At 69.4% G+C, this 25,913-nt stretch carries 20 protein-coding genes; 12 read left to right on the top strand and 8 right to left on the bottom strand.

What is annotated here, in order from left to right; translation table 11 throughout:
- Positions 1-17 precede the first annotated feature (17 nt).
- Positions 18-1,319, bottom strand: coding sequence for a hypothetical protein (locus LLS1_RS13490; protein ID WP_226656274.1), 1,302 nt, complete (start codon positions 1,317-1,319; stop codon positions 18-20).
- A gap of 146 nt (positions 1,320-1,465) precedes the next feature.
- The gene (locus LLS1_RS13495) at positions 1,466-2,755 is read right to left on the bottom strand and encodes a hypothetical protein (RefSeq protein ID WP_226656275.1); all 1,290 of its coding nucleotides are present in this window, start codon (positions 2,753-2,755) and stop codon (positions 1,466-1,468) included.
- A gap of 301 nt (positions 2,756-3,056) precedes the next feature.
- On the opposite strand from LLS1_RS13495, the gene LLS1_RS13500 reads away from it, so the two are divergent.
- From LLS1_RS13500 to LLS1_RS13520, 5 genes are all read left to right on the top strand, one after another.
- On the top strand, positions 3,057-4,262 hold the full coding sequence (locus LLS1_RS13500) for a nucleotide sugar dehydrogenase (protein WP_226656276.1): 1,206 nt from the start codon (positions 3,057-3,059) through the stop codon (positions 4,260-4,262).
- Positions 4,259-5,014: a glycosyltransferase gene (locus LLS1_RS13505; protein ID WP_226656278.1), complete on the top strand. Its 756-nt coding sequence runs from the start codon at positions 4,259-4,261 to the stop codon at positions 5,012-5,014. The genes LLS1_RS13500 and LLS1_RS13505 overlap by 4 nt, the downstream gene beginning before the upstream one ends.
- 65 nt (positions 5,015-5,079) lie before the next feature.
- Complete coding sequence (locus tag LLS1_RS13510) at positions 5,080-6,093, top strand: NAD(P)-dependent oxidoreductase (RefSeq protein ID WP_226656280.1); 1,014 nt, start codon at positions 5,080-5,082, stop codon at positions 6,091-6,093.
- A gap of 86 nt (positions 6,094-6,179) precedes the next feature.
- Positions 6,180-7,751, top strand: a complete 1,572-nt coding sequence (locus LLS1_RS13515; RefSeq protein ID WP_226656282.1) for a DUF2142 domain-containing protein — start codon at positions 6,180-6,182, stop codon at positions 7,749-7,751.
- Positions 7,748-8,908: a glycosyltransferase family 4 protein gene (locus LLS1_RS13520; RefSeq protein ID WP_226656284.1), complete on the top strand. Its 1,161-nt coding sequence runs from the start codon at positions 7,748-7,750 to the stop codon at positions 8,906-8,908. The genes LLS1_RS13515 and LLS1_RS13520 overlap by 4 nt, the downstream gene beginning before the upstream one ends.
- Here the strand turns inward: LLS1_RS13520 and LLS1_RS13525 are convergent.
- Genes LLS1_RS13525 through LLS1_RS13535 form a run of 3 tightly spaced genes read right to left on the bottom strand, consistent with a single transcriptional unit; the run spans position 8,884 to position 12,077 of the window.
- Positions 8,884-9,978, bottom strand: coding sequence for a glycosyltransferase family 1 protein (locus LLS1_RS13525; RefSeq protein WP_226656286.1), 1,095 nt, complete (start codon positions 9,976-9,978; stop codon positions 8,884-8,886). The two genes, LLS1_RS13520 and LLS1_RS13525, sit on opposite strands and share 25 nt — an antisense overlap.
- 9 nt (positions 9,979-9,987) lie before the next feature.
- Positions 9,988-11,136, bottom strand: a complete 1,149-nt coding sequence (locus LLS1_RS13530) for a hypothetical protein (RefSeq protein ID WP_226656288.1) — start codon at positions 11,134-11,136, stop codon at positions 9,988-9,990.
- Complete coding sequence (locus LLS1_RS13535; RefSeq protein ID WP_226656290.1) at positions 11,136-12,077, bottom strand: glycosyltransferase family 2 protein; 942 nt, start codon at positions 12,075-12,077, stop codon at positions 11,136-11,138. Before LLS1_RS13535 ends, LLS1_RS13530 begins: the two co-directional genes overlap by 1 nt.
- Before the next feature lie 119 nt (positions 12,078-12,196).
- Between LLS1_RS13535 and LLS1_RS13540 the strand changes: the two genes are divergently transcribed.
- Positions 12,197-13,366, top strand: coding sequence for a glycosyltransferase family 2 protein (locus LLS1_RS13540; RefSeq protein ID WP_226656292.1), 1,170 nt, complete (start codon positions 12,197-12,199; stop codon positions 13,364-13,366).
- Complete coding sequence (locus tag LLS1_RS13545; RefSeq protein ID WP_226656294.1) at positions 13,363-14,346, top strand: glycosyltransferase family 2 protein; 984 nt, start codon at positions 13,363-13,365, stop codon at positions 14,344-14,346. The genes LLS1_RS13540 and LLS1_RS13545 overlap by 4 nt, the downstream gene beginning before the upstream one ends.
- 16 nt (positions 14,347-14,362) lie before the next feature.
- Here the strand turns inward: LLS1_RS13545 and LLS1_RS13550 are convergent, their stop codons facing one another.
- Genes LLS1_RS13550 through manA form a run of 3 tightly spaced genes read right to left on the bottom strand, consistent with a single transcriptional unit; the run spans position 14,363 to position 18,202 of the window.
- Positions 14,363-15,652: an O-antigen ligase gene (locus tag LLS1_RS13550; protein ID WP_226656296.1), complete on the bottom strand. Its 1,290-nt coding sequence runs from the start codon at positions 15,650-15,652 to the stop codon at positions 14,363-14,365.
- 10 nt (positions 15,653-15,662) lie between these two features.
- On the bottom strand, positions 15,663-16,994 hold the full coding sequence (locus tag LLS1_RS13555; protein WP_226656297.1) for an O-antigen ligase: 1,332 nt from the start codon (positions 16,992-16,994) through the stop codon (positions 15,663-15,665).
- Between the two features lie 47 nt (positions 16,995-17,041).
- Positions 17,042-18,202, bottom strand: coding sequence for a mannose-6-phosphate isomerase, class I (manA, locus tag LLS1_RS13560; RefSeq protein WP_226656299.1), 1,161 nt, complete (start codon positions 18,200-18,202; stop codon positions 17,042-17,044).
- A gap of 124 nt (positions 18,203-18,326) precedes the next feature.
- Between manA and LLS1_RS13565 the strand changes: the two genes are divergently transcribed.
- The 5 genes from LLS1_RS13565 to LLS1_RS13585 all read left to right on the top strand — a co-directional run bounded on the left by LLS1_RS13565 (position 18,327) and on the right by LLS1_RS13585 (position 25,909).
- Positions 18,327-19,505: an acyl-CoA dehydrogenase family protein gene (locus LLS1_RS13565; protein WP_226656301.1), complete on the top strand. Its 1,179-nt coding sequence runs from the start codon at positions 18,327-18,329 to the stop codon at positions 19,503-19,505.
- Positions 19,506-19,563: 58 nt separating this feature from the next.
- Entirely contained in the window at positions 19,564-20,526 is a 963-nt protein-coding gene (gene galE / locus LLS1_RS13570; RefSeq protein ID WP_226656303.1) for a UDP-glucose 4-epimerase GalE, read from the top strand.
- Positions 20,527-20,722: 196 nt separating this feature from the next.
- The gene (locus tag LLS1_RS13575; RefSeq protein WP_223360054.1) at positions 20,723-21,049 is read left to right on the top strand and encodes a WhiB family transcriptional regulator; all 327 of its coding nucleotides are present in this window, start codon (positions 20,723-20,725) and stop codon (positions 21,047-21,049) included.
- Positions 21,050-21,120: 71 nt separating this feature from the next.
- Positions 21,121-24,486 (top strand): glycosyltransferase family 2 protein, encoded by a 3,366-nt coding sequence (locus LLS1_RS13580; RefSeq protein WP_226656305.1) that lies wholly within the window; start codon positions 21,121-21,123, stop codon positions 24,484-24,486.
- Entirely contained in the window at positions 24,479-25,909 is a 1,431-nt protein-coding gene (locus LLS1_RS13585) for a DUF5719 family protein (protein WP_226656307.1), read from the top strand. Before LLS1_RS13580 ends, LLS1_RS13585 begins: the two co-directional genes overlap by 8 nt.
- Positions 25,910-25,913 lie beyond the last annotated feature (4 nt).

Consider the following 25,913-nt stretch of genomic DNA (forward strand, 5'->3'; position numbering starts at 1 on the left):
TCAGCGGGCTCGACCGCTCAGCGCGAGCGGTCGAGCAGCTCCCCGCAGCTCACCTGCACAGCGAAGTGCGGGATCGGCAGGCCGCCGATAGAAACGGTCTCGTCGTCGGGCGTGCCTGGTGAACGGCAGACGGCTGCCGCCTCCGCCAGGGACGCCCGCCAGGGCGCTCCGGACTCGTGGGTCGGGAGCCGCGCGGTCATCGACCAATTGGGCAGAACCAGGAGGACGGTCCCGACGAGGACCGCGGACGAGAGGATCCGCCCGGCGACGACCGAGCTGACGCGATTGCGGAAGGTCTGGACGGCGGCGGCCAGGGAAATGGCCGCGAGCGCCAAGGGGACGACGGAATAGCGAGCTGCGCCCCACATGAGCCAGAGCGCCGGATCGTACTGATCCTTCCAGCGGATGGCGACGGCGATCAGGAAGAACGCCGTGCCTGCCACGAAAGCGATGGTGGCGAGTCCGCCGAGCTGCCGTCCCCAGAGGACGCTCACGAGCACGACGAGCACTGCAAGCACTCCGGCGACGGCGAGTGCAGCCAGGTGGGCGAGCTGGTAGAGACCGATGGATCCTGCCTCGCCGGCGAATTGGGCCAGGTACACGCGCCAGAGCAGGGCGCGGAGAAGTCCGACGGACGAGAGGGGGTCGGTCTTGATGCCGAGGCTTGCTCCGGAGGAGATCACGACCACCTGCAGCGCTGCGCCGGCGAAGAACGCCAGGGGGGCGACGAGCCTGCGCGGCCCGGTCCGGGTGTCGAACGTCTGGAGGAGAACCAGCGGGGTGAAGACGAGTGCGAGGGGATCGCTCGTGATCGTCAGGAAGACCACAGCAGCGGTGACGAGTGTCCAACTGACAGACGCCCACCGTGTGACGAGGACTGCGAACATCGCGCAGAGGAGGTACCAATGCGCGTTCGCGATGCTTCCGTTCGTCTCCACGTCGCCGACGGGCATCGCCACGACGGCAGCCCAGATCGACAAGCGGACGATGCGGGACGGAAGCCGTTCCCGCAGCACGACGAACATGAGCGTGGCCGCCGCCGCCGTGATGGCGCACGCCGAGACCGAGACGGCGGCCGGGAGCACGCTCAGCGGGATGACCGCGGCGAGGACGCCGACGACGACGCGCGGTACGACGTGGAGGTAGCCGTTGAACGGTGTCAGGAGCGCGGAACCGAAGTCGCCGTGAAGCGCTCCGGTCACGAAAACGTTGCCGTCTTCCGCCCAGAGGGCGTTGAGGCCTCCTGCGGGTATCCGGAACACGCAGATGGCGGTGCCCGCGACGAAGAGCCCGAGCGCCCACCACCACGTCGACCCCATGCTCGCCCTGCCGACCGGCCCGAGGCACCACGCGATGAACACCCGCAAAGGGCTGCCTCCGGTTTCCCGATGCGGATCGGTATCGGAGTCGGAGATGGATCGGACAGCGGGGGGCACGGCTATTCCTCTCAGCGGGAGGGGCGGCTTCAACGGACTCGAGAGAGGAGGTCTTCGCAGGTGAGCCGGACGGAGAATCCTGCACTCGGGACTCCGCCGATCCTGACGAACTGGTCGTCTGAACCGGGAACGTCGCATCGCTCGACCGCTCGCTCGAGGGAGACCCGCCACGGTCCGGCCTGCGGGGAGGGGATCCGTGCGTCCATGGACCAGCTCGGGAGGACGAGGCAGATCAGACCGACCACGACGACGGACGTGCCGACGATGCCCGCGACTCGCTTTCTATCCATCAGGGTCTGGAGTGCGGCACCCAGCGAGATCGCCATCAGCGTGAGCGGCACGACGGAATACCGCGCCGCGTCCCAGCGGAGCCATATGGCCGGGTCGTATGCCGGGCTCCAGCGGATGCTCACGGCGGCGAGGAAGAACGCTGCCGCGGCGGCGAACGAGATGACGGAGAGGCCGCCGAGCTGGCGCCCCCACACGATCGAGACGACGACGACGAGGAGGGCGACGACCGCTCCGACGATCAGAGCCGCCGTTCCGAAGGTCGCGAAAGCCCAGAGCGAGCCGGCCTCCCCGGTGTACTGGGCGACGTAGACCCTCCAGAAGAGCGCGCGGGCCAGCCCGGCGACCGACGGCGACGCCGCCTTGATCCCGAGGCTCGCTCCGGATGCGATCACCACGAGCTGCATCGCCGCGCCGACGAGGAAGGCAGCGGGGATGATGAGCCGGCGGAGCCCGGTTCGCCGATCGATGAGGTGCAGGAGGACGAGCGGGATGAAGACGAGCGCGAGGGGGTCGCTCGCGACCGTGAAGAAGGCGACCGCTGCGGCGAGGATCGCCCAGCCGGTGGAGGTCCATCTCGTGACCAGCACGGCGAACAGTGCGCCGAGAAGGTACCAGTGCGCGTTCGCGATGTTCCCGTTGGTCTCGACGGATCCGATCGGCATCGCCACGACGGCGAGCCACACGCTGACGCGGACGAACGTCGACGGGATCCGCGACCGAAGGGCGACGAAGATCAGCGTCGCGCACGCGGCGGTGATGACGCAAGCAGCCGCGGTGATCGCCAGCGGCAGGACGTCGAGCGGGACGGTCGGTGTCAGGAGACCGGCGACCACTCGGGGCACGAAGTGCAGGTATCCGTTGTACGGGGTCAGCAGCGTGGCGAAGAAGTCGTTCTTGGTCGCGTCGGTGACGAAGACGCTCGCGTCTTCCGCCCACAGGACGTTTCGCGCCGCGGCCGGGATGCGCGCGAAGCAGATCGCTGCGCCGACCAGGAAGAGGCCGAGCGCCCACCACCACGTGACACCCATCCGCGCGGACCCGACCGGGCCGAGGCACCATGCCACGAATCGGCTCAGCCACCGAGGCCCGAGGTGCTGCTGCGGAGGGACACCGACCTCCGACGTGACGGTGTCGGGATCGGATGGCGGTACGTCGCTGGCTGCTCTCACGGGTATCCCGGTCTCGGCGGTGATCGACTGCCGAACTTCGCCGGCGGAGGTCGAGGCGGCTGGGGCTGCAGCTGCCACCCACGACATCTTATAGACTCGTCATCGGTCCGGCCCGGGACCGCCGCGGTGAACCGCGCACATCCCAAGATTTGGAAGTCCATTGGCAGAGAGCTTCGAGAAGGACGTCGTCGTCATCGGTGGAGGGGGGCACGTCGGGCTGCCGCTCGCGATCGCCCTTGCGGACCGTGGTTCACGCGTCGTCGTGTTCGATATCAACGAGAAGACCGTCGCGACCATCAACGGCGGGACGCTGCCGTTCACCGAGCCGGGGGCCGAGCCGGTGCTGAAGCGCGTTCTCGCCGACGGTCGACTGACGGCGACGACCGATCCGGCATCGGTCGCGACGGCGGAGAATGTGGTCGTCGTCATCGGCACCCCGGTCGACGAGCACCTCAACCCCGATCCGAACGCCATCCCGAAGGCGCTGGAGTCCACCAGCGGGTACTTCCGCGACGGCCAGATCCTCATCCTCCGCTCCACCGTCTATCCCGGCGTGACCGCGCTCGTCGAGCGCACGGTCGGCGGGCTGGGCCTCGACATGGATGTCGCCTTCTGCCCGGAGCGCATCGCCGAGCACAAGGCGATGGAGGAGCTCTTCTCACTGCCGCAGATCGTGTCTTCGCGCACCTCGCGCGGTCGCGAGCGCGCGAGCCGCCTGTTCTCGACCCTCACCGACGAGATCGTCGATCTCGAGCCGGAGGAGGCGGAGCTCGCCAAGCTGTTCACGAACACCTGGCGCTACATCAAGTTCGCCGCAGCGAACCAGTTCTACATGATGGCCAACGACCGCGGGCTCGACTTCGAACGGATCCGCGCTGCGCTCAGCCACAACTACCCGCGCGCGAAGGACATCCCCGGCGCCGGGTTCGCCGCAGGCCCCTGTCTCTTCAAGGACACCATGCAGCTGGCGGCGTTCAGCGACAACAAGTTCTCCCTTGGCCACTCGGCGATGCTCGTGAACGAGGGGCTCCCGCTCTACGTCGTCACGCAGCTCGAGAAGCGCTTCGACCTCGAGAACCTGACGGTCGGCATCCTGGGCATGTCGTTCAAGGGCGGATCGGACGACATCCGCTCCAGCCTCTCGTACAAGCTGCGCCGCGTGCTCAAGTTCAAGGCGAAGGCCGTGATCTGCACCGACCCGTACGTCTCGGAAGAGACCGACGACACCCTCCTGCCGTTGGACAGCGTGCTCGAGAAGGCGGACGTCCTGATCGTCGCGACCCCGCATCCCGAGTACCGCGGCATCCTGACCGACAAGCCGGTCGCCGATGTCTGGAACCTCCTCGGCAACGGGGTGACCGTGTGACTTCGACGCCACGCGCTTCGATCGTCATCCCCGCCTACAACGAAGGGGAGTCCATCGTCCCCGGGCTGGAGCGCATCTTCGAGGCCGTCACGGTCGACGCTGAGATCCTCGTCGTGGTCGACGCGCCCGAGGACACCACCATCGCCCCGGTGGAACGCCTCGCCGCGAGTCACCCGAACCTGCGCATCGAGCTGAACACCTACGGCAGGGGACCCGCCCAGGCGATCCGGTTCGGCATCGACAAGGCGACCGCGCCGACGACGGTGGTCACCATGGCGGATGGCTGCGACGACCCTCGCCAGATCGACGATCTGGTGCGGCTGGTCGAGCGCGGAGTGGTGGTCGCGGCGGCTTCGCGCTACATGGCAGGCGGACAGCAGGTCGGCGGACCCCGTCTGAAGTCCTTCCTCTCGCGGTCGGCCGGCAAGTCGTTGCACACGCTGACGAGTGTGGGCACGCGCGACGCGACCAACTCGTTCAAGGCCTACAAGACGGACTTCGTCCGCGACGTCGGGATCGACAGCCGCGACGGTTTCGAGATCGGTCTCGAGCTGACGGCGAAGGCCAGGCGCCTGCGCCTGCCCGTCGCCGAGATTCCGACGATCTGGCTCGACCGGACGTTCGGAGAGTCGAACTTCCAGCTCAAGAAGTGGATCCCGAAATACCTTCGCTGGTATCGCTTCGCGTACGGCCCGCAGCTCACCATGAACGAGCTGAAGGCCAAGTCGCTGGAGATCGCGTCCAACGGGTAGACTTGCGCGATTTCACACGTCAGGCATCGGAACCACAGAGGATAGGAAAAGCGTTGAGTAAAGTATTGGTCACAGGTTCGTCGGGATTCATCGGCGGCTACATCGTCGAAGAGCTCCTTCGCCAGGGTCACGAAGTCGTGGGAGTGGACAACTACTCCAAGTACGGCCCAGTCACGAAGTCCTATGACGACAACCCGAACTACACCCTGGTGGTCGGAGATGTGCAGGACACCGCGCTCATGACCGAGCTGCTGTCGGATGTGGACCACTTCATCGCCGGTGCGGCGCTCATCGGCGGCATCTCCTACTTCCACACGTACGCGTACGACCTCCTGGCGCAGAACGAGCGGATCATCGCGTCGTCGGTGGATGCCGCGATCGAGGCGCACAAGAAGGGCCGCCTGAAGAAGGTCACGTACATGTCGTCCTCGATGGTCTTCGAGTCGACCGATCGCTGGCCGAGCAGGGAGGGCGACGAGCGCGAGGTGGCGCCGCCGCTGTCGTCGTACGGTTTCCAGAAGCTCGCGGTCGAGTACTTCGCGCGTGCGGCCTGGGACCAGTACCGTCTGCCGTACACGATCCTGCGCCCCTTCAACTGCGTCGGGATCGGCGAGTCCCGTGCTCGCGGTGACGTCGAGATCGACTCGGGCAATGTCAAGCTCGCGATGAGCCACGTCGTTCCGGACCTCGTTCAGAAGGTGCTCAAGGGTCAGGACCCGCTGCACATCCTCGGCGAGGGCAACCAGGTGCGTCACTACACGTACGGAGGGGACCTCGCCCGCGGAATCGTGCTGAGCCTCGACCACCCGGAGGCGCTCAACAACGACTTCAACATCTCGACCGCCGACGGGCACACCGTGGTCGAGCTCGCCGAGATCATCTGGCGCAAGATCAAGGGCCCCGACGTCCCGCTCCGGCTCGTCAGCGACCAGGGCTTCGAGCACGACGTCCAGCGTCGCGTTCCCGACGTCACCAAGGCGAAGGAAGTGCTCGGGTTCGAGGCGACTACGAAGCTCGAGGACATGCTCGACGAGGTCATCCCGTGGATCGAGAACGCCGTCTCCGAAGGCACGATCTGACCGGGATCCGCCGGTCGTCGAGCGGGCGTGTCGCACGGTGCGGCGCGCCCGCTCGGTGCGTGCAATGAATATGGAATGATTTCACTGTGAGTTCGCGTGAGGCCTCGTGGGGGGCGACAAGCCGGGGCCTCGCGGGCTCATGGACGGTCTTCTGGCTCGCGTTCGTCGCGTTCACGGCTGTCGCCGTGTCGTGGGCACTCGCGTCGCCGATCTTCTCGGTTCCGGATGAGAGCGCCCACGTCATCAAGGCGATCGGCCAGGTGCACGGCGAGGTCGTCGGCCACCGCGAGGCCGGGGTGCGGCATCTGGTCGTCGACCTGCCGCAGCAGTTCTCGTTCAGCTCTCAGACGATGTGCTTCGTCTACCATTCGGAGGTCCCGGCTTCGTGCGGGATCGAGGTCGGCGATCCGCGCGGTGCCACAGAGGCCGCGAGCTGGGTGAGCACCTACAACCCGATCTACTACTACCTGGTCGGTTGGCCGAGCCTGTTTCTGGGCGGTCCCGCCGGGATCTACGCCATGAGGATCGCCAGCGCGATCCTCGGTGGTCTGCTCTTCGCCGCGGCCTTCCAAGCCGCGACGGCTTCGCGCCGTGCATGGTGGCTGCCCGCCGGCCTCGGGTTCCTCGCGCTGCCGATGGTGGGCTACTTGAACGGTTCGGTGAACCCCAACGGGGTGGAGATCGTCTCGGCCGTCGCACTGACGGCCGGCCTCCTCGGACTGCTGGGGACATTCGATCCGGCCCGCTTCGAGCCGTCCGCACTGCGCAGAGGGCACCTCTGGGCCATTGTCACGGTGGCGGCGATCCTCCTGGCGAATGCCCGTGCGCTCGGTCCGCTCTGGGTGGTGGTGATCGTCGCGCTCTGCTTCGTGGCCTGCGGCTGGCAGTCCGTCCGCGGACTGTTCGTGACGGCGCGGAGCTACATCTGGCTCGCGATCATCGCCGCCGGCGGGCTGTTCTCCATCGGCTGGACGCTTGCAGGCGGAAGCCTCTCCGGCCAAGCGGAGAAGGCGGACGCGCCGCTCGTGGACGCCGGCTTCCTCCAAGGGGCGACGTACATGGTTCGGGCAACACCACGCTTCGCCGTCGAGGCTCTCGGATACTTCGGCTGGTTCGACGCCCCGCTCCCCGGCTACGCGTTCTGGTTCGCGGTCGCGGCGCTGGCCGTCCTCGCCGTGCTCGCCCTCGCGACGGCGCGACGCCGTGAATTCGTCGTCCTGGTGATCGCGGTCGGTGTCGCGGCGCTCCTGCCCGTCCTCGTGCAGGCGTCCAGCGTCCATCAGACGGGAATCATCTGGCAGGGACGCTACGGGCTGTTCCTGTATCTGTCGGTGATCCTCCTGTTCGCCTGGGTGCTGTCCCGAGGCGGGGGCGATCGGATCGCGTTCCTGTCCGTGCGTCTCACCTGGACGATCGGCGCGCTCCTCTGGATCTTCGGGGCTCTCGCTTTTCTGCTCACCCTTCGTCGGTATGTCATCGGGAATGCCGAGCCGATCGGACAGATGCTCAAGGACCCCCAGTGGCAGCCGCCACTGGGCTGGCCGGTGCTTCTGGCGCTCTTCCTCATCGCGTCGGCGGCGTTCGTCGTCCTCGTCGGTGCGGCGGCCCAGCGTCTCGCCCGTTCGGATGCCTCGATCCGGGAGCTGACGACGACGTGAGCGCGGATGGGCTCCCGAGGGTCGCCATCGTCTACGACTGCCTCTACCCCTTCACGACCGGCGGCGGCGAGCGAGTGTATGCCGAGATCGCGTCGCGTCTCGCCGCGCGCGGGCACCATGTCGACTACCTCACGAGAACGCAATGGGAGGGCGACACCCCCGAAGCCGCCTTTCGGATCGTGCCCGTCTGGTCAGGGGATGTCGCGAACGCGCAGGGGGACCGGCTCCCGGCGGCGGCGGCGGGGTTCGCCAGGGCCGTGCATCGGGAGCTTCGTCGGCGGCGCGACGACTATGACATCGTGATCGTCAGCGCGCTGCCGCCGCTCAACGTCTTCGCCGCACGTCTGGCGCTGCGTGGCCGTCGGGCCTGGCTCGTCGCCGACTGGCTCGAGGTGTGGACGTACCGCAAGTGGCGCCAGTACTCGGGCGTACTCGTCGGTTCTGTCGCCTTCCTTGTGCAATGGGCCGGCCTGCGTCGAAGCGACGAGGTCACCGTCAACAGCACCTTCACGCTGAACCGGGCCCGTTCCCGGCTGCGCGACGGTGAGGGTGTCGTTCTGGGACTGGTGGACCTTGTGCCCGATCGGGGCGCGGCCGATCCCGCACGCCCCCGGCCGACCATCCTGTTCGCCGGACGGCACATCCCGGACAAGCAACTGCACGTCCTTCCTGCAGCCGTCGCCGTGGTCGCGAGCTCATTCCCCGATGTGCGCCTCCTCGTGACCGGTGCCGGCTCGGAGACCGGGCGGCTGCAGGAGGCGGCGGCAGATGCCGGCATCGATGTCGAGTTGCTCGGACGCGTCTCGGACACGGAACTGGCCCGCTTGATGGGCGACGCGGGAGTCCTCGTCAATCCGTCCCGCCGGGAAGGGTTCGGGCTCGTTGTCGCCGAGGCGGCATCGCGCGGCACGCCCAGCGTCGTCGTCGCCGGCGAGGACAACGCAGCGGCGGAGCTGGTCGAGGATGGTGTGAACGGGTATGTCGCGGCCTCGACCGCCCCCGAAGACCTGGGCGGCGCGATCGTTGCCGCGCTTCGAGGGGGCGCAGGCCTGCGGTCGTCGTCCCGCGCTTGGTACGAGCGTTCGCGGTCGGCGAGGAGCCTCGACGCCTCGATCGACGAGGTGCTCGAGCGTTACCGTTCTGCCAGAGCGCGCTGAAAGGCGTCGAGCACGCCGCCAGCCGTCCGCTGCCAGGAGAATTCCCGGGCGCGCTCAACCCCTGCCGACTCGAGGGCGTGCAACCGCGTGCGATTCCAGGGGAGCTCGGCGAGTGCCTCAGCCCAGGCGGCCGTGTCGGTCGGCGGAAGGTAGACCGCAGCATCGCCTGCGACCTCGTGGAGGACCGGGATGTCGGAGCACACCACCGCGCGTCCACGAGCCATCGCCTCCAGGACCGGGATCCCGAAGCCTTCGAACCGCGTCGGGAATGCGACGAAGGAGGACTGCCTGAAGAGGTCCTCGAGCTCGCCCGGGCTCACCCATCCGACGAAGTCGATGTCAGGCTCGATGCCGAGGTCGGTCGCGAGTTCGCGGAGCGGGTCGCGTCCGGCGACGCCGCCAGTGATCGCGAGTCGGGGCCGGCGGTCGGGCTCGAGAGCGGCGAGAGCGCGTACGAGCGTTTCCCCGTTCTTGTGCGGCATCCTGTTGCCGATCATCAGAGCGAGGGGGCGCTCGGCGGCGGCGGGGGAGCCGCTCGGTGCGACATCATCATCGCCGCTGAGCGGCACGATGTCGATACGGTCGCGCGGGACGCCCAGTTCCCGCGTGATGTCGGCGGCCGACGCCTCGCTGATGGTGACGAGACGGGTGGCCGCCTTCGCGGCGCGACGTATCAGCCAGCGCAAGGCGGCTCCGTACCGCCCGGGCACCCACTCGGGGTGAACAAACGGGAGCACGTCGTGCACGGTGAGGACTAGCGGAACACTCGTGCGGATCGGCCCGAGGTTCGCGGGGGAGTGAATCAGGTCGGCGCCGATCCGCCGGGCTGCGCGCGCCACATTCCGGATCTCCCCTACGGCCCATGCCACGCGGTTCTCTCCGCTGACTCCCGACGGAAGGACGTCACCGGGGAACCAGCTCAGGTCCATCGACTCCGCCTCCCGCGAGATCAGCGCGGTGAAGTCGAAGCCTGTGCCCTCCGGCATCGCGGAGTACATCCGCTCGACGTAGGACTCCATGCCGCCTTTGGTGCCGGTGAAGAACAGGAGGTCGACGAGCACGCGGGGCATCGGCATAGCCTAGCGGACCGCCCGCTCCGCGCGAGCCGTGACCCGTCGGCGGGCGACTTCGTAGACGATCGCCTGAAGGAGTTCGCCCGCCAGGAGCACGGCGAAGACCCAGACCAGATCGTCGAGGGCCACCGCGGCGAGCGCGGCCCCGAACGTGATCGCCGCCACGAGGGCACGAAGAAGGGTGAGGAGCTTCGCTTCGCCCATGCGCCGCAGGCTCGCGAACGGGATGGTGGTGGCGAGGGAGGCGGCACGCCAGAGGCAGGCGACGAGCAGAGGAAGGGCGGTGGCGCTGGTGGACCACGCGTGGGAGAACACGAAGCCGAAGATCCCGAGCCATTCGCACACGAAGATCACAGCGATCGCCGCGACGACACTTGCTGTCGCGAGGACGATGTCCAGGCGGGAGTGGTCCTTGAGCAGCCGCAGCCGCAGGTAGTTGAGCGGGATGGCGAGCAACCCGGAGACCGTACTGATCGATGTGAAGAGAACCGCCTGGACGGGGCCGAGCAGCGCGAGGATCGTGGCGTTCAGCGTCGGGTAGACCCCACCCGTGACGGCGACGTCGGTCACGACCCAGCCCATGACACGGGGCTCCGGCCGAGACGCTCGGTGGTCGACCGGCCGGGAGCGGATTACCGTGGCGGCCAGGATACCGGCGACGAGGGGGATGAGAGCCCAGTCCAACCCGGCGAACGCGCAGAGCACTCCGCACAGCGCGCCAGCGCCCACCGCCAGGGCCGACCACATCTCACGGACCTCCAGATGCTCCGCGACCGAAACGCCGCGGCCGACTTCGAGCGACGCGACGAGCACCGGGAGGGCGATGCACAGGACCCACGCATTGTGGTAGCCGACCGCAACGGCGACCGCCGCGAGGAGGGACAACCCGGCGAGCCAGAGCGGAAAGACGACCCGGCGCTCCGTTGCTGCGGAGCTCAGCCGTGACTCCACGACCACGGCGAACGTCACCTGACCGACGAAGGTGGCGATCATGCTCGCCACGGCGACTGCGCCCTGCTCCTCGAGGGTGAAGATGTGGGAGGCGATGGCGATCGTCGCCGCGGGGATGACCGCGAGCGAGACACCGCCGACGAGCGTGACGACGGACATCGCGGCGCGGCGGAGATTGATCTCCGGAGGGAGCTCGGTACTCATCAGGCGCGTCTGTCTCCGAGGCGGAGCCGAAGCGATGTCACGAAACCGATCCGTCGGTCGACGGCGGACACCGCTCGCGAGCGTTTCTGCGCCGTTCTGCCGGCGCGCCAGCCGGCGATCCGTCCGCTCAAGGATGCGAAGTCGCGGGAGAGCGCGATGTCGCCGACGCACACGATCAGTTCGGTGACGACCGCACGCAGACCGTACCGGCCGGTGAGCACACCGTAGGTGCGAAGCAGGTACCCGCGACCGAAGCCGGCACGGCGGCGCTGGCTCGCGGACGAGCGGCCCGAGGTCGCGCCGCCGAGATGGACACCTCGCGCGTGCGGCGCGGCGGTGGTCGGCCAGCCTCCCGCATCCAACCTCAGCGCGAGGTCGAGCTCCTCGCCGTACATGAAGATCGCCTCGTCGAGCAGGCCGACCTCAGTGAGGGCGGAGCGGCGGAAAGCCGCCACCGCACCATAAGGGCCGAGCAACCGCCATCCCTTGTCGGAGTCCACCTGGTCCATCTGAGCGCCGTTGAAGCGGGTGAAACCCGCCAGCGTTGGATCCACACACAGGCCGTACGCATCGATCCGCCCGTCCGGTTTCGTCAGGACGGGAACGGCGGAGCCGCAGTGCGGATTCGCGTCGAGAGCTGCGACCAACTCGGAGATCATCGCGGTGTCGGCGACGACATCGTTGTTGACGAGGATCACGATGTCGCCGGTGCCGTGACGGATCCCCGCGTTGCATGCGGCGGCGAATCCCGAGTTGCGTTCGAGCGCCACCACGTCGACGTGCGGATGCTCGCGCAGCCGTTCGAGGGTGTCGTCAGGGCTCGCATCGTCGACGACGACGACCCGGTGCTCGTGTGTCTGTGCGGCCAAGGAACGTAGGCAGGTCTCCGTGACCTTCCAGTTCCCGTGCACGGGCACGATCACGTCGACCGATGTCGTCACGGCATTCCCTTCTCACGCACCCGTCCACTATCGCATCCCCGGGGAGTCGACGGGTTCAGCGGGCGACACCGGTTAGGATCGGATCGCCTCATCCGACTCCGAGAGAAGCCACGTACGCAATGCTTGAGACCGACACGATCGAACTGACGATCGTCATGCCCTGCCTCAATGAGGCGGAGACGCTGGCGACGTGCATCCGGAAAGCCACCGGCTACCTGGAGAGCAGCGGCGTGTCCGGAGAGATCGTGATCGCGGACAACGGCAGCACCGACGGTTCGCAGGAGATCGCCAGAGAACTTGGTGCTCGAGTGGTCGACGTGCCTGAGAAGGGGTACGGCGCTGCGCTCTTGGGCGGTATCAACGCCGCCCGTGGAACGTACGTCATTATGGGTGACGCCGACGATAGCTACGACTTCTCCGATCTGGACGCGTTCCTCGAAAGATTGCGCGCGGGCGATGAACTCGTCATGGGCAACCGCTTCCGCGGAGGCATCGAGCCCGGGGCCATGCCGCCTCTGCACAAGTATCTGGGCAACCCGGTGCTCTCTGCGATCGGCCGCATCTTCTTCCGCTCCCCCATCAAGGACTTCCACTGCGGGCTCCGCGGGTTCAACCGTCAGTCCATCCTCGATCTCAAGTTGCAGACCACTGGGATGGAGTTCGCGAGCGAGATGGTGGTGAAAGCATCGCTCGGCGGCAGCCGCGTGAGCGAGGTGCCGACCACTCTCAAGAAGGACGGCCGGTCGAGGCCCCCGCACCTTCGGAGCTGGCGGGACGGCTGGCGTCACCTGCGGTTCCTTCTCATCTTCAGTCCGCGGTGGCTGTTCCTGGTGCCCGGTACGGTCGCGTTCCTCATCGGCATCCTCGGCACCTTCTTCCTGAGTCTCGGTCCACTCGTGATCGGCGACATCGGCTTCGACATCTCCAGCCAGGTGTATCTCGCCGCATTGTCCGTCGTTGGCTACCAAGCGGTTCTGTTCGCCATTTTGACCAAGATCTACGCGCAGCACGAAGGCTTCCGCATCCCGAGGAGCCGCAACTTCGATCGGCTCGAGCGAAGGATCAGCCTGGAGTCGGCCGCGATCGTCGGCGTCATCATCTTCGTGCTCGGGCTCATCGTCGCGATCGTGCAGTTCTCGTTTTGGGCGGGGAGCGGGTACGGCGCCCTGGATGCCGACGCCACGCTCCGGATCGCCATCCCCGCTTCGCTTCTGATGATCCTGGGTGCCCAGACGATCATGGCCGGCATGTTCCTCGGCGTGCTCTCGGTGGTCCTCAAGCGCCGATGAGCGGGTTCCCGACGGTCGGGATCGCGCTCTGCACTTACAACGGTGCCCGGTTCCTCGACGAGCAGCTGGCGAGCATCCTCGAGCAGGAGCCGCCGGCCGAGCAGGTCGTCGTCGCCGACGACAGCTCGCGCGACGGGAGCCTCGAGATCGTCCGGCGCGCCGCCGACGGCACCGGCGTGCCGATCGTGGTGCTCGAGGGGACGGGCGCGCCCCTCGGTGTCACGGCGAATTTCGAGCGCGCGGTGAGCGCTGTGACCCAGGAGCTCGTCGCCTTGAGCGATCAGGACGACCGCTGGCATGACGACCGCCTCGCCGTGCTGCGCGAACGCTTCGCAGCCGACCCCGACCTCGTGCTCCTGCACACCGATGCCGACCTGGTGGACGCGGAGGGTCGTCCGCTCGGGCGCACGCTGTTCGAATCGCTGGAGGTCCAGCCGCACGAGTTCGCCGCCGAGGAGTCCGGGAGGGCGTTCGAGGCGTTCCTGCGCCGCAACCTGGCGACGGGAGCGACCGTGGTCTTCCGGCGCTCGCTGCTCGACCTCGCGACCCCGTTCCCGGCGGACTGGGTGCACGACGAGTGGCTCGCCATGATCGCTGCGGCGACCGGTCGCGTCGGTGTCGTCCGGGCGGCAACGATCGACTACCGGCAGCATGGTGCCAACCAGATCGGCGTCGGAGCACCCACCCTGTCCCGCAAGATCGGCCGCGTCCTCGAGGCCCGCGGGGAGCGCAACCGGACTCTCGCGAGCCGGTTCGCCGTGCTGGCGGATCGGCTCGCCGCTCTCGGTGACCGCGTCTCCGACGAGCAGCTGGCCGAGGCCAGGGCCAAGGCGTCGTTCGAACGCACACGGGCCGAGTTCCCGGCGAATCGCCTGCGCCGGGCGCTTCCCGTGCTGCGTCTGGCGAGGACCGGCCTCTACGAGCGCTATGCGAGCCGGGGCAGGGCGGACGTGCTCCGCGACCTCCTGCAGCCCGCCTGATCCCGCCGTCGCGGCATCACGCGGCGTCGCGGCGCGGCAGCCGCAACCGCCAGCTCATCCCCTGCGACGCCTTCACCGTGCAGACGATGAGCAGCAGCCAGCCCGCCTCCACCAGGATCGAGCTCTCGAACACGCTCGTCACGAGCAGGGCGACGAGCACGAGCGGCGCCCAGGCGTAGACGACGCTGCGCCGGTTCGAGGCCAGGAGCCATGAGCGGACGAACGCCAGCGCGATCAGGGCCACGAAGAGCAGCAGCCCGATGATGCCGACCTGGAGGTAGACGTCGAGATAGGCGTTCAAGCCGTCGGAATGGTAGACCCCCGTGGCCGACTGGATCGCTGTGAACGGGTACAGCTCGGTGGGCCACGCCCCGACCCAGCCCCAGCCGACGCTCTGCTGCACCGGGATGAGCTCCCAGATCTGGATCCAGAGCCGGTAGCGCACCTGGAAGTCGGCGCGCGCGTTGAGGAGGTCGATCACGCGGGTGCGGTACAGGTACGCGAGCACGAGCGCGGCGACGGTGAGGATCGCGAGGCCCCACTGCACGAAGGTGCGCTGGTGCGCCGGAACCTTGCGCATCAGGTACAGGGCGAAGGTCGCGAGTCCGACGACGAGTGAGACCGCCGCGATGACGGGCGAGTGGGCGAGCAGGATGCAGAGCACGGCGAGGGTGATGGAGAACGCGGCACGCGGCGGGCGCACCGAACGGGTCCGCAGCTCGACCAGGAAGGTCACGAACGCGATGAGGGCGACGATGCTGAGCTGGTTGCGGGTGCCGAAGAGGCCTTGGATCGGTCCGCCGACGGCGATGTTGCCCTGGATGCCGAGGAACGTGATCGGCAGATCGATCAGCAGCCCGCTGAGCACCTCGAGGGCGAGGGAGACGGTCAGCAGGAAGCGCAGGGCGTCGCCCACCACGCGCACGATCTGGATGGCGTCGCGGACCAGAGCGATGTAGACGGCGAGGAACGCGAACAGCAGCTGGTAGATGACGCCGGCGAGAGTCGCCCACTGGTATTGGCTCCACAGCAGTGACAGCGCGCACCAGCCGACGAACAGCAGCGCCGACACCGGGAGCAGGCCGTGCCATTCGATCAGCTTCCACTGCGCGACGAACGAGATCGCGGCGAGCACGGCGAGGCCGCCGAGCACGCCGATCAGACCGGGCCAGCCGATCAGGGCGCGGATCGCGTGGGTCGAGAACGCGGTGCCCACTGCGACGAGCGCGAGAGCCGAGTTGAAGCGGGCCGACCCCAGGAACTCGGTCACCGCGGCGGGGACCCGGGGGGTGCGCGGTTCGGCCATACCTGGAATCCTACGGTGCGGCTTGTTTCGTCTTCACCGCGAGCACGACGAGGAGGGTCCATCCCGCCTCGATCAGGATGCGGCTCTCGGCGAGGGACTGGGCGAGCAGGGCGGCCAGGAGCAGCAGAGGCAGCAGTGCGGAAGCGGTGTACGGGAGCCGGTCGGCGACGTCGACGCGCGGCCGGTCCACGGCGGTGAACCACGAGCGCCAGAGCGTGCTCACGATGAGCAGGCCGAAGAGGATCAGGCCGATGACGCCGAGCTGCAGCCAGACGTCCAGCCAGGCGTTGTGGGCCTGCAGGTAGACCACGCCGTTGCGCTCGGCGAGGTCGTGGAACGGCGAGACCCAGGGCGCCCAGTAGCTCACCCATCCCCACCCGAAGACCGGGCGTTGCTGCGCGAGCCCGATCACTTTCTCCCAGATGTCGAGCCGCCCGGTCAGATCCTCGCTCTTGCCGAGGAGTGCGGGGACGCGCGGAGCGAAGATGGCGATGAGCGCGACGGCCGCGATGGCCGTCGCCGCGGCCGTGAGATAGACCGGGCGGCGCCGGCTCGGGGCGACGCGGCGCGTCCACAGCGCGAAACCGAGCACGACGGCGGTGACCAGCGTCGCGACGATCACGGTCGACGACCGGGTCAGCGCCAGCGTCAGTGCGGCGACGACGAGCCAGGTGATCACGACGCCGCGGCGGGGCGCACGATCGGCGAGCTGGATTCCGAAGACGATCAGCGCGAGCAGCGCCACCATGGCGAGGAGGTTGCTGTTGCCCAGGATTCCCTGGATCGGTCCGCCGTGGAACAGCAGATCCCGGCTCCAGTAAAACGCGGAGGGCAGTCTGCCGGACGGGACGGGCTGGATCGGCGTGAGGGGGAGCACCGGCCGCCGCACGAACACGGCGACGATCAGCTCGAAGACGAGGGAGAGGCCGAGGATCCACTTGAACGCGTTGCTCAGCGCGGCCACCAGCCCCGGCCAGCTGAGGCAGAGCGCGAGGAAGACCGCCGCCGTCGTCGTCGCCAGCTGGGCGAGGACGCCGAGAGCGCTGGCGCCCGGATAGGAGGACCACGCGATCGACAGCACCGCGAGCAGCAGGAACAGCCCGAGTGTCTTCGGCGCCTTGCGCCAGCGGAACGCCGGCCGCAGCCGCACCAGGAACAGCACGCTCCCCGCTGCCAGAAGCGCGGCGAGCACGAAGTAGCCCGGCCAGCTGATCAGGTTGCGCCAGAAGTCGCCCGCGAAGAGCGTGAAGAGCAGGAGCGAGGCGAAGACGGACGCCGCGGTCCCGGTCGTCGTCCGGGCCGCGCGGCTGCGCGCGGCGAGCGGCGAGGAAGCGGTGGTCACCCGGGCAGGATAGCCGACCCGCGGGTCGCCGGGCCCCGAGCGGTCCGTCACCGGTTGGGTGTGGCGACGAAGAGGGTTCCGGCGCCGGTGGCGGTCAGGTCGCCCTCGTCGGCGGTCACGACGGCCGCCTCCCCCCGCTGCAGGGTGAGCGTCCCGCCCTGCGCCCCGGTCAGCTCGACGGCGCCCGACGTGCAGAGCGCGATCGCGGTCCCGGGCAGCTCGATCGGTGCGGACATGACGTCCCCGCCGACCACGATGTGCTCGAGTGCGAAGTCCGGGACGTCGGGCCGGAAGACCTCGACCCCCGCCGCCGGGTGCTCGGGAGCCAGCGGCGTCGCGACGATCGGCGCGAAGTCGAGGATGGAGACGAGCTCGGGCACGTCGATCCGCTTCGGGGTGAGACCCCCGCGCAGCACGTTGTCCGACGCGGCCATGAGCTCGATGCCGAGACCCGAGAGGTACGCGTGGATGTTGCCGGCCGGCAGATAGAGCACCTGGCCGGGTGCGAGTGTCGCGCGGTTGAGCAGCAGCGCGAGCACGATGCCCGGGTCGCCGGGGAACGCCGCCGAGAGCATCCGGACGGTGTCGGCGTCGCGCCCGTCGGCGTCTCGTGCGGCGGAGACGACGGCGTCGACGAGCCCCGCGACGGCCGGGTCGCCGCCGAGCAGCCACTCGGTGGCCCGGCGGAGCACGGCGCCGGCGTCGCCGTCGAGCGTGGCGGCGAACGCCGAGATCCGCCCGTCGCCGGAGACCGCGGCCAGGGTGTCGAGGGCCCGCCGGCTCGCAGCCGGGTCGCGGAAGCCGCAGAGCGCTTCGAACGGATCCGAGAGGGCGAAGATCAGCTCCGGTTTGTGGAACGGGTCCTTGTAGTTGCGCTCGGGGGAGTCCGCGGCCAGCCCGGCGGCATTCTCGCGCTCGAAGCCGGCGCGGGCCTGCTCGGACGACGGGTGCGCCTGGAGCGAGAGCGGGCCTGCGGCGGCCAGGACCTTCAGGAGGTACGGCAGGTGTGCGGTCTCCGCCCAGGCCGCGAGGTCGGCGGCCCCGCCGGTCTGCGCGGGGTCGAGGATCCGAGCCGGCGAGCCGGCATGGGCGCCGAGCCACAGCTCGGCCTCGGGGTGTCCGCTCGGCGGAGTGCCCAGCAGCTCGGCGATCGCGGTGCGCGATCCCCAGGCGTAGTCCCGCGGCGTGTTGCCGATGCGCACAAACATCCGTCGTGATCCCTTCGGTCCGGTTAGATCAAACTACCAACCGCTTTGTGCGACGGCGCACCGCTGCCTAGGCTGGCGCTGGCCGCGCGGCGGCCCGCCGACCCCTGGACGCACTGGAGCAGACATGGCCTTCGAGACACTCGCGAGCGACTTCTACGGCTTCGAGAGCCTTCTCGGCGAGCGGGAGAAGGACTTCCTCGTGAACCTCCGCTCGGAGCTCGAGACGAAGATCAAGCCGATCGTCAACGAATACTGGGAGCGCGCCGAGTTCCCGCACCAGATCGTGGAGGTGCTGCACGGCACGGGCACGATCGGTCTCGGCTTCCCCGAGACGGCCGCGTTCGAGAACTCGGCCGTGTTCCGCGGCTGGGTCGCCCTCGAGCTCGCCCGGGTGGACGCCTCGGTCAGCACCTACGTCGGCGTGCAGAACGGTCTCGCCCTCGGAGCGGTCGGGGTGTGCGGCTCGCCGGAGCAGCGCGCCGAGTGGCTCCCCAAGCTCGCCAGCGGCGAGGTGATCGGCGCCTTCGGACTGACCGAGCCGACCTCCGGGTCCGACTCGGCGCAGGGGCTGCAGACGGTCGCCACACGGGACGGCGACAACTGGATCCTCAACGGGTCGAAGCGCTGGATCGGCAACGCCACCTTCAGCGACATCACCGTGATCTGGGCGAAGAGCGCCGATGACGGCCAGGTGAAGGGCTTCATCGTCCCGACCTCCACGCCCGGATACACGGCCACGAAGATCGAGGGCAAGCAGTCGCTGCGCATGGTCCAGAACGCCGACATCACCCTCGAGAACGTGGTCGTCCCCGAGTCCCTGCGCCTGCAGAACGCCAACAGCTTCCGCGACACGGCGGCCGTGCTGCGCCTGACGCGCGCCGAAGTGGCGTGGGCGGCGGTCGGGGTGGCGGTCGGTGCCTACGAGGCCGCCCTGCTCTACGCGCAGGAGAGGGTCCAGTTCGGTAAGCCGATTGCCAAGCACCAGCTCATCCAGGACCTCCTCGTGAAGTCGATCGGCAACATCACGGCCTCGATCGCACTCTGCACCCGGGTCTCCCAGATGCTCGACGACGGGCAGCAGCGCGATGAGCACTCGGCGCTCGCGAAAGCGTTCGCGACCGCCCGGATGCGCGAGACCGTCGCCTGGTGCCGCGAGATCCTCGGCGGCAACGGCATCGTGCTCGAGTACGACGTCGCGCGCTTCTTCGCGGACGCGGAGGCGCTGTACTCGTACGAGGGGACCCGCGAGATGAACACCCTGATCGTGGGCCGCGCCATCACCGGGGAGGCGGCATTCGTGTGATCCGCCCGCGATAGGGTTCTCCTGGACTCGACAGTCGAGCAGATCGGGAGGATCGTCCGTGGCGTGGTTGGTGACCGGAGGAGCGGGCTACATCGGCTCGCATGTGGTGCGGGCGTTCCGCGACGAGGGCATCGACGTGGTGGTGGTGGACGACCTCTCCAGCGGACATGAGGCGTTCGTCCCGTCCGGAGTCCCCTTCTACCGCGGCACCATCCTGGACGGCGCCCTGCTCGAGCGCGTCTTCGCCGAGAACCCCATCACCGGCGTCGTGCACGTGGCCGGCTTCAAGTACGCGGGGGTCTCGGTGCAGCGGCCGCTGCACACGTACGAGCAGAACGTGACCGCCACGGCGGTGCTGCTCGCGGCGATGCAGGAGGCCGGGGTCGACGCGATCGTGTTCTCGTCCTCCGCGGCGGTGTACGGGACGCCCGATGTGGACATCGTCACCGAGACGACGCCCAAGAGCCCGGAGTCGCCGTACGGCGAGTCCAAGCTCATCGGCGAGTGGCTGCTCCGCGACCAGGGAGTCGCCGCAGCGCTGCGGCACACGTCGCTCCGCTACTTCAACGTGGTCGGCTCCGGGGACGTCGCGCTGCGTGACACCAGTCCGCACAATCTCTTTCCGCTGGTCTTCGACGCCCTCGTCGACGGCCGCACTCCGCGGATCAACGGCACCGACTATCCGACGCCCGACGGCACGTGCGTCCGCGACTACATCCATGTCGCCGACCTCGCCGTGTCGCACGTGGCGGCCGCGAAGCGCCTGGACGCAGGGGAGTCCATCGAGCCCGTCTACAACCTCGGCAGCGGCGACGGCGTGAGTGTGGGACAGATCATGTCCACCGTCGCCGCAGTGACCGGGATCGCCTTCACCCCAGAAGTGGGGCCTCGACGGGCGGGCGATCCCGCGAGGATCGTGGCCTCAGGTGAGCTCGCCGCGCGCGATCTCGACTGGAAGATGCGCCACACCCTCGAGCAGATGGTGCGCAGCGCCTGGGAAGCACGCCAGGCGGCGTCGTGACACCGCCTCCGCGGGGGTAGAACGCCCGGGCGTGTCGCGATTGTTGTCGACGGTCGGCGCGTCGTGAAGTCTCGACCATGGCTTAAGGCTTTACGATTCGCGACTTGACGGACGCGAATGACAACGGTGTAATTATTCCGACACGTCATAATGCGTGCGCTAGCAGTCGACAGTAGGAGGGGTGGGGGAGACCGATATGACAGTTCCTGAATATCGTTCTGGGGTACCCGACGACTGGTTCATCGATCCGGTCCGGCTCGGAGTCCCGGGTGTGCGGGCCAACGCCGACGACGCGGAGGAGAATCCTCTCGCCTGGCAGTCGGACGCGCTGTGCGCGCAGACGGACCCCGAGGCGTTCTTCCCCGAGAAGGGCGGATCGACGCGCGACGCGAAGCGCATCTGCACCTCCTGCGAGGTGCGGTCGCAGTGCCTGGAGTACGCGCTGGCGAACGACGAGCGTTTCGGCATCTGGGGCGGCCTGTCGGAGCGCGAGCGACGCAAACTCCGCAAGCGCGCCGGCTGAACCCGATCGAATCCACGCCGCGCCCGAGGCACTACCGGGATCGGCGTGACCCCAACCTAGGCTGACTCCCGATGTATCCGAGAGTCACCGCCATCGTCGTCGCCCACAGCGGCGGCCCCCGTCTCGAGCGCACTCTCGACGCCCTCGCGGCCCAGACGAGAAGACCGGACGCCGTGATCGCCGTCGATTGCGCGACGAGCGACGACGCAGCGCGCCTGCTGTCCGAGTCCGGCCCGACCCAGCTGCTGAGCGTCCCCGAGCGCCTCCCGTTCGGCGCCGCCATCGCCACGGCCGTCCGTGTGCTGCCCCCCACGACCTCCTCGGACGAGCTGATCTGGCTGCTGGCGCACGACACCGCGCCCGAGCCCGAGGCGCTCGCCGCCCTGCTGGGTGCGCTCGAAGTCTCCCCGTCGGTCGCGGTGGTCGGACCGAAGCTCGTCGACGCGGACGACCCGGCGTTCATCCGGGAGTTCGGCGAGACGATGACTCCGTTCGGCGCCTCGGTGCCGCTGGTCGAGAACGAACTCGACCAGGCGCAGCACGACGGACTGACCGACGTCCTCGCGGTCTCCTCCGCGGGCATGCTCGTCCGTCAGCAGCTGTGGGAGGCGCTCGACGGCTTCGATCCCGCCCTGCCGACGGCCGACGACGGCCTCGACTTCTGCACCAGAGCACGGCTCGCCGGCTTCCGCGTCACGCTGGTCGCGCAGGCCCGCGTCGCCATCGGCGGCGACGGACTGGCCGGCCCGAATCTCTCGCCGAAGTGGCGCATACGCCGCCGTCTGGTGAAGGAGCGTCGCGCCGCCCAGCTGCACCGTCGCATGGCCTACGCGCCCGGAGGGGCGGTGCCGTTCCACTGGCTCAGCCTCGTGCCGCTCGCCATCCTCCGCTCGCTGCTGCGTCTCCTGCGTAAGGAACCGGGATCGATCGGCGGCGAACTCGCCGCGGCCTTCCGGGTCGCTTTCTCCGGGCTCGCGGTGAGCACTGCGCGACGGCGACTCGCGCGGAGCCGCACCGTCACCTGGGCTGCGGTGGCGCCGCTGCGCATCCCGTTCTCAGAGGTCCGGCGGGCGCGCGCGCTCAAGCGGGAGGCCGCTCTGGTCTCGCAGCAGGGCGAGAAGCAGGAGCTCGACTTCTTCGCCACCGGGGGCGGCTGGACCGTCCTGATCGCGCTCGTCGTCGGCGTCGCGATGTTCTTCCCGCTCGTCGGCTCGGGCGCACTCTCCGGCGGCGGGCTGCTTCCGCTGGACACCTCCGTGGGACAGCTCTGGGCCAATCTCGGCTACGGCTGGCGGGATGTGAGCCTCGGGTTCACCGGCGCGGCCGATCCGTTCTCCGCGGTGCTCGCCATTCTCGGCTCGCTGACCTTCTGGCAGCCGTCGCTCTCCCTCGTCGTCCTCTACCTGGTCGCTCTGCCGGTCACCGCGCTCGGCGCCTGGCTGGCGGCTGCGCGCCTGACGTCCCGCACGATGCTGCGCGTGTTCGGCGCCCTGGTCTACACGTTCGCCCCCACTCTCCTGCTGGCCATGCAGGACGGCCGCCCGTCGGCCGTGCTCGCCCACCTGCTGCTGCCGTGGCTGTTCTTCGCCGGGCTCGCGGCGCGCCGATCGTGGGCCGCGAGCGCGACGACCGCCCTGCTCGCCGCGGCGACGGCCGCATGCGCACCGATCCTGATCCCGGCCCTGGTGGTCGCCTGGATCGCCGCGATCGTGTTCGCCGGGCGGCGTGCCGCACGTATAGCGTTCATCCCCCTGCCCGCCGTCGTGCTGTTCGGCCCGCTCGTCGGGCAACAGGGCGCGCGCGGAGCCTGGCTGTCGATCCTGGCCGATCCCGGCGTGCCCCTCGACACCCGGCAGACACCGGCGTGGCAGCTGGCGCTCGGCTTCCCGGACGGCCTCCTCGGCGGCTGGCACGAGCTCCTCGCCGGGAACGGCTTCGCCCAGGCGCCCACCCTCGTGGTGGCGGTGCTCCTCGCCCCTCTCGGCATCCTGGCCCTCCTCGCGCTCTTCCTGCGCGGGACGGTCCGTGCGATCGTCGCCCTCGTCGTCGCGCTGACCGGGTTCGTGACGGCCGTGGCCGCTCTGCACCTCCAGGTCGCCGTCACGGGAGGGACGGTCGTGCCGATCTGGCCGGGGACCGCCGTGAGCCTCTACTGGCTCGGGCTGACGGGCGCCGCAGTGCTCGCGCTCTCGGCGCTCGGGCGCGCGGCCGTCTACCCCGCCTGGGCCGGCATCGTCGCGATCGCGATCGTCGCGACGCCCGTGGCCCTGATGGCACACCGCGACGACGCTGTGGTGAGCGAGAGCGACGGCCGCACCATGCCGGCCGTCGTCACCGCCAAAGCATCGACCCAGCCACGCACCGGGACGCTCCGGATCACCCCGCAACCCGACGGCGGCATCGCCGCCGAGGTCGTGCGGGGCAGCGGGCAGACGCTCGACGACCAGTCCACGCTGAGCACGACCGAACGCTCTTTGACCGCGGACCAGAAGCGCCTCGCGACCCTCGCAGGAAACCTCGCATCGCGCAGCGGATTCGACGCGACGTCACAGCTGAAGCAGCTCGGCATCGACTTCGTCCTGCTCGCCCCTCCCGCGACGGCTCTCGACGAGGGAGCCAGCACGACGGCGTCGGCCACCTCCACCCGCGCCACCGTCGCGCTCGACGCCAACCCTGTGCTCTCCAGCGTCGGCACCACGTCGAGCGGAGCGCTCTGGGCGTTCGACCGGGGGACGAGCACCGTGCCCCCCGCCGCGCAGATCCCGACCGATGCCGGTGGGATCTGGCGAGTGCTGGTGCTGCTCGTCCAGGGCATCGTGATCGGTGTGACGCTCCTGCTGTCCATCCCCACCACGCGTTCCGCCGACCGCGTCGCCGAGCTGAACGCCCGCCGCGCCCAGGGCAGAGGGGGCGACGACGACATCACGGCTGTGGAGCCCGACGACCGCCCCGATGCGCCCGTCGCGGGCGAAGAGACCATCGCGGAGGAGAGCCTCGACGAGTACGAGGCCGAGCCGGAGGACGAGGCCGCCGTCGAGTCCGCGGACGAGGACGAGGGCCGCGCGGTCGAGCCGGAGCCGGAGCCCGGGCTGGAGCCGGAGCCGGAGTCGGACCCCGGGCACGAGCCTGAGCCCGAGAACGGGCCGGAGCCGGAGTCGGCACCGGTCATCCCAGCACTCCCGCCGACGCCGCCGGCCGAGCAGCGTACAGGCGCGGACCGCGTCCCGGTCGTCGGGCCGGCGCCGGTCGCCGTGGCCCTGCCGGACGCCCCCGAGCAGGACACGGCCGTCGCGGGCGGCGCGACGCCGTCCTCGGAATCCAGGCTTCCCACCCGCCCCGTGCCGGTGGTGGACGAGCCCACCACCCTCGACGACGGACTGGAGGAGACGATCATCCGACCCCGACGCGTGACCGAGCCAGGAGGCGACCGTGGCTGACAAGCGTGGAATCGCCCGCATCGGCGCGCGCGCGCTGGGCGGCCTGATCGGCGCCGGGGTGGCGGTCGTCGCCATCGCGGGTGCGACCCTCCTCCCGCTGCCCGACTTCGCGATCGGCGCCCCGGCGGCCACCGTGCGCCCGGTCCCGGCCGATCAGCAGCGGGTGTGCCCCGGTCCCGTCCTGGCTCTCGCCGCCGACTCCGGTTCCGCCACACAGGCCAGCCCGATCGGCGAAGCGACGACCAGCTACGGAACGGACGGGCCCGACGTGCAGGTCACTGATCTGAAGCCGGACTCCGACGGGGGTCACGGGTCGGAGACGCCCCAGGCTCTCACGGTGAGCACCCCGCACGGATCGCGCACACCTCCGCTCTTCGCCGGTGCACAGCTGCAGAACGCGGCCTCCGACGACCTCGCGGGCCTGACCTCCGCGGCCTGCGCAGAGCCCGCCGCCGACACGTGGCTCGTGGCCGGCGCCACCTCGCTCGGCCAGACGAGTCTCGTCCTGCTCGCCAACCCGACCTCGGTCGATGCGACCGTGTCGCTCAGCATCTACACCGAGACGGGCACCGTCAGCGCGCCGGGCGCCACCGGCATCGTCGTGCCCGCCGGCGGGCAGAAGGTCGTCCCGCTCGCCGGGCTGGCCCCTGCCGCCGCCGCGCCCGTCGTGCACGTGCAGACGACGGGTGGCGAGGTCGTCGCCACGATGCAGCAGAGCTTCGAGCAGGGCATCCAGCCGCAGGGTGCCGAGCTCACGGGAGGCACCGGCGCTCCCTCACGGCAGCAGGTCATCCCCGGCATGACGATCGCCGGTCTCGCGAAGGTGACCGCGGCACAGTCGGGCGAGAGCGTCGGCGTGGCGTTCCCCGCCGTGCGGATCTTCGTCCCGGGAGACAAGGACGCCGAGGTCACCATCGGCGCGGTGGGGGAGGAAGGCACCGCGGCCGGCACGTCGTACGCGCAGACGGTGAAGGCCGGCAACGTCGCCGAGGTCCCGCTGGAGAACCTCAAGGACGGCAGCTACACGGTCACCGTCAACTCCTCCGTCCCGGTCGTCGCGGCCGCGCGGACGACGTCGATCGGCACGAAGACGAGAGACTTCGCCTGGTTCGTCTCGTCCGAACCGCTCCGGGACACCTTCCTCGCCGCGATCCCGTCCGGCGCAGGCGGGACGCTGCACCTGGCCAACGCGTCGGAGAAGGACCAGAAGGTGACGGTCACGCCCGACGGCGGCAAACCGACCGACCTCGTCGTCCCCGCGGAGGGCGCGGCGAACATCCGGCTCAGCGCGAACCGCTACACGGTCACCAATGCGGACGGCCTGCGTGGCGGGGTGACCTTCGCCGGCGACGGCCTGACGAGTGCGTTCGCTCTCGCACCGCCCGGGCCGCTCGCCGCACCGATCGACGTCTACGCGCACTGACCCG

It is taken from the genome of Leifsonia sp. LS1 (assembly GCF_020521355.1).
Lineage (GTDB): Bacteria > Actinomycetota > Actinomycetes > Actinomycetales > Microbacteriaceae > Leifsonia.

Excerpts from the sequence above, each read along its gene's own strand:
- LLS1_RS13490 (WP_226656274.1), bottom strand. The coding sequence starts at position 1,319 with ATGGGGTCGACGTGGTGGTGGGCGCTCGGGCTCTTCGTCGCGGGCACC.
- LLS1_RS13495 (WP_226656275.1), bottom strand. The coding sequence starts at position 2,755 with ATGGGTGTCACGTGGTGGTGGGCGCTCGGCCTCTTCCTGGTCGGCGCA.
- LLS1_RS13525 (WP_226656286.1), bottom strand. The coding sequence starts at position 9,978 with ATGCCCCGCGTGCTCGTCGACCTCCTGTTCTTCACCGGCACCAAAGGC.
- LLS1_RS13530 (WP_226656288.1), bottom strand. The coding sequence starts at position 11,136 with ATGAGTACCGAGCTCCCTCCGGAGATCAATCTCCGCCGCGCCGCGATG.
- LLS1_RS13540 (WP_226656292.1), top strand. The coding sequence starts at position 12,197 with ATGCTTGAGACCGACACGATCGAACTGACGATCGTCATGCCCTGCCTC.
- LLS1_RS13545 (WP_226656294.1), top strand. The coding sequence starts at position 13,363 with ATGAGCGGGTTCCCGACGGTCGGGATCGCGCTCTGCACTTACAACGGT.
- LLS1_RS13550 (WP_226656296.1), bottom strand. The coding sequence starts at position 15,652 with ATGGCCGAACCGCGCACCCCCCGGGTCCCCGCCGCGGTGACCGAGTTC.
- manA (WP_226656299.1), bottom strand. The coding sequence starts at position 18,202 with ATGTTTGTGCGCATCGGCAACACGCCGCGGGACTACGCCTGGGGATCG.
- LLS1_RS13565 (WP_226656301.1), top strand. The coding sequence starts at position 18,327 with ATGGCCTTCGAGACACTCGCGAGCGACTTCTACGGCTTCGAGAGCCTT.
- LLS1_RS13575 (WP_223360054.1), top strand. The coding sequence starts at position 20,723 with ATGACAGTTCCTGAATATCGTTCTGGGGTACCCGACGACTGGTTCATC.
- LLS1_RS13580 (WP_226656305.1), top strand. The coding sequence starts at position 21,121 with ATGTATCCGAGAGTCACCGCCATCGTCGTCGCCCACAGCGGCGGCCCC.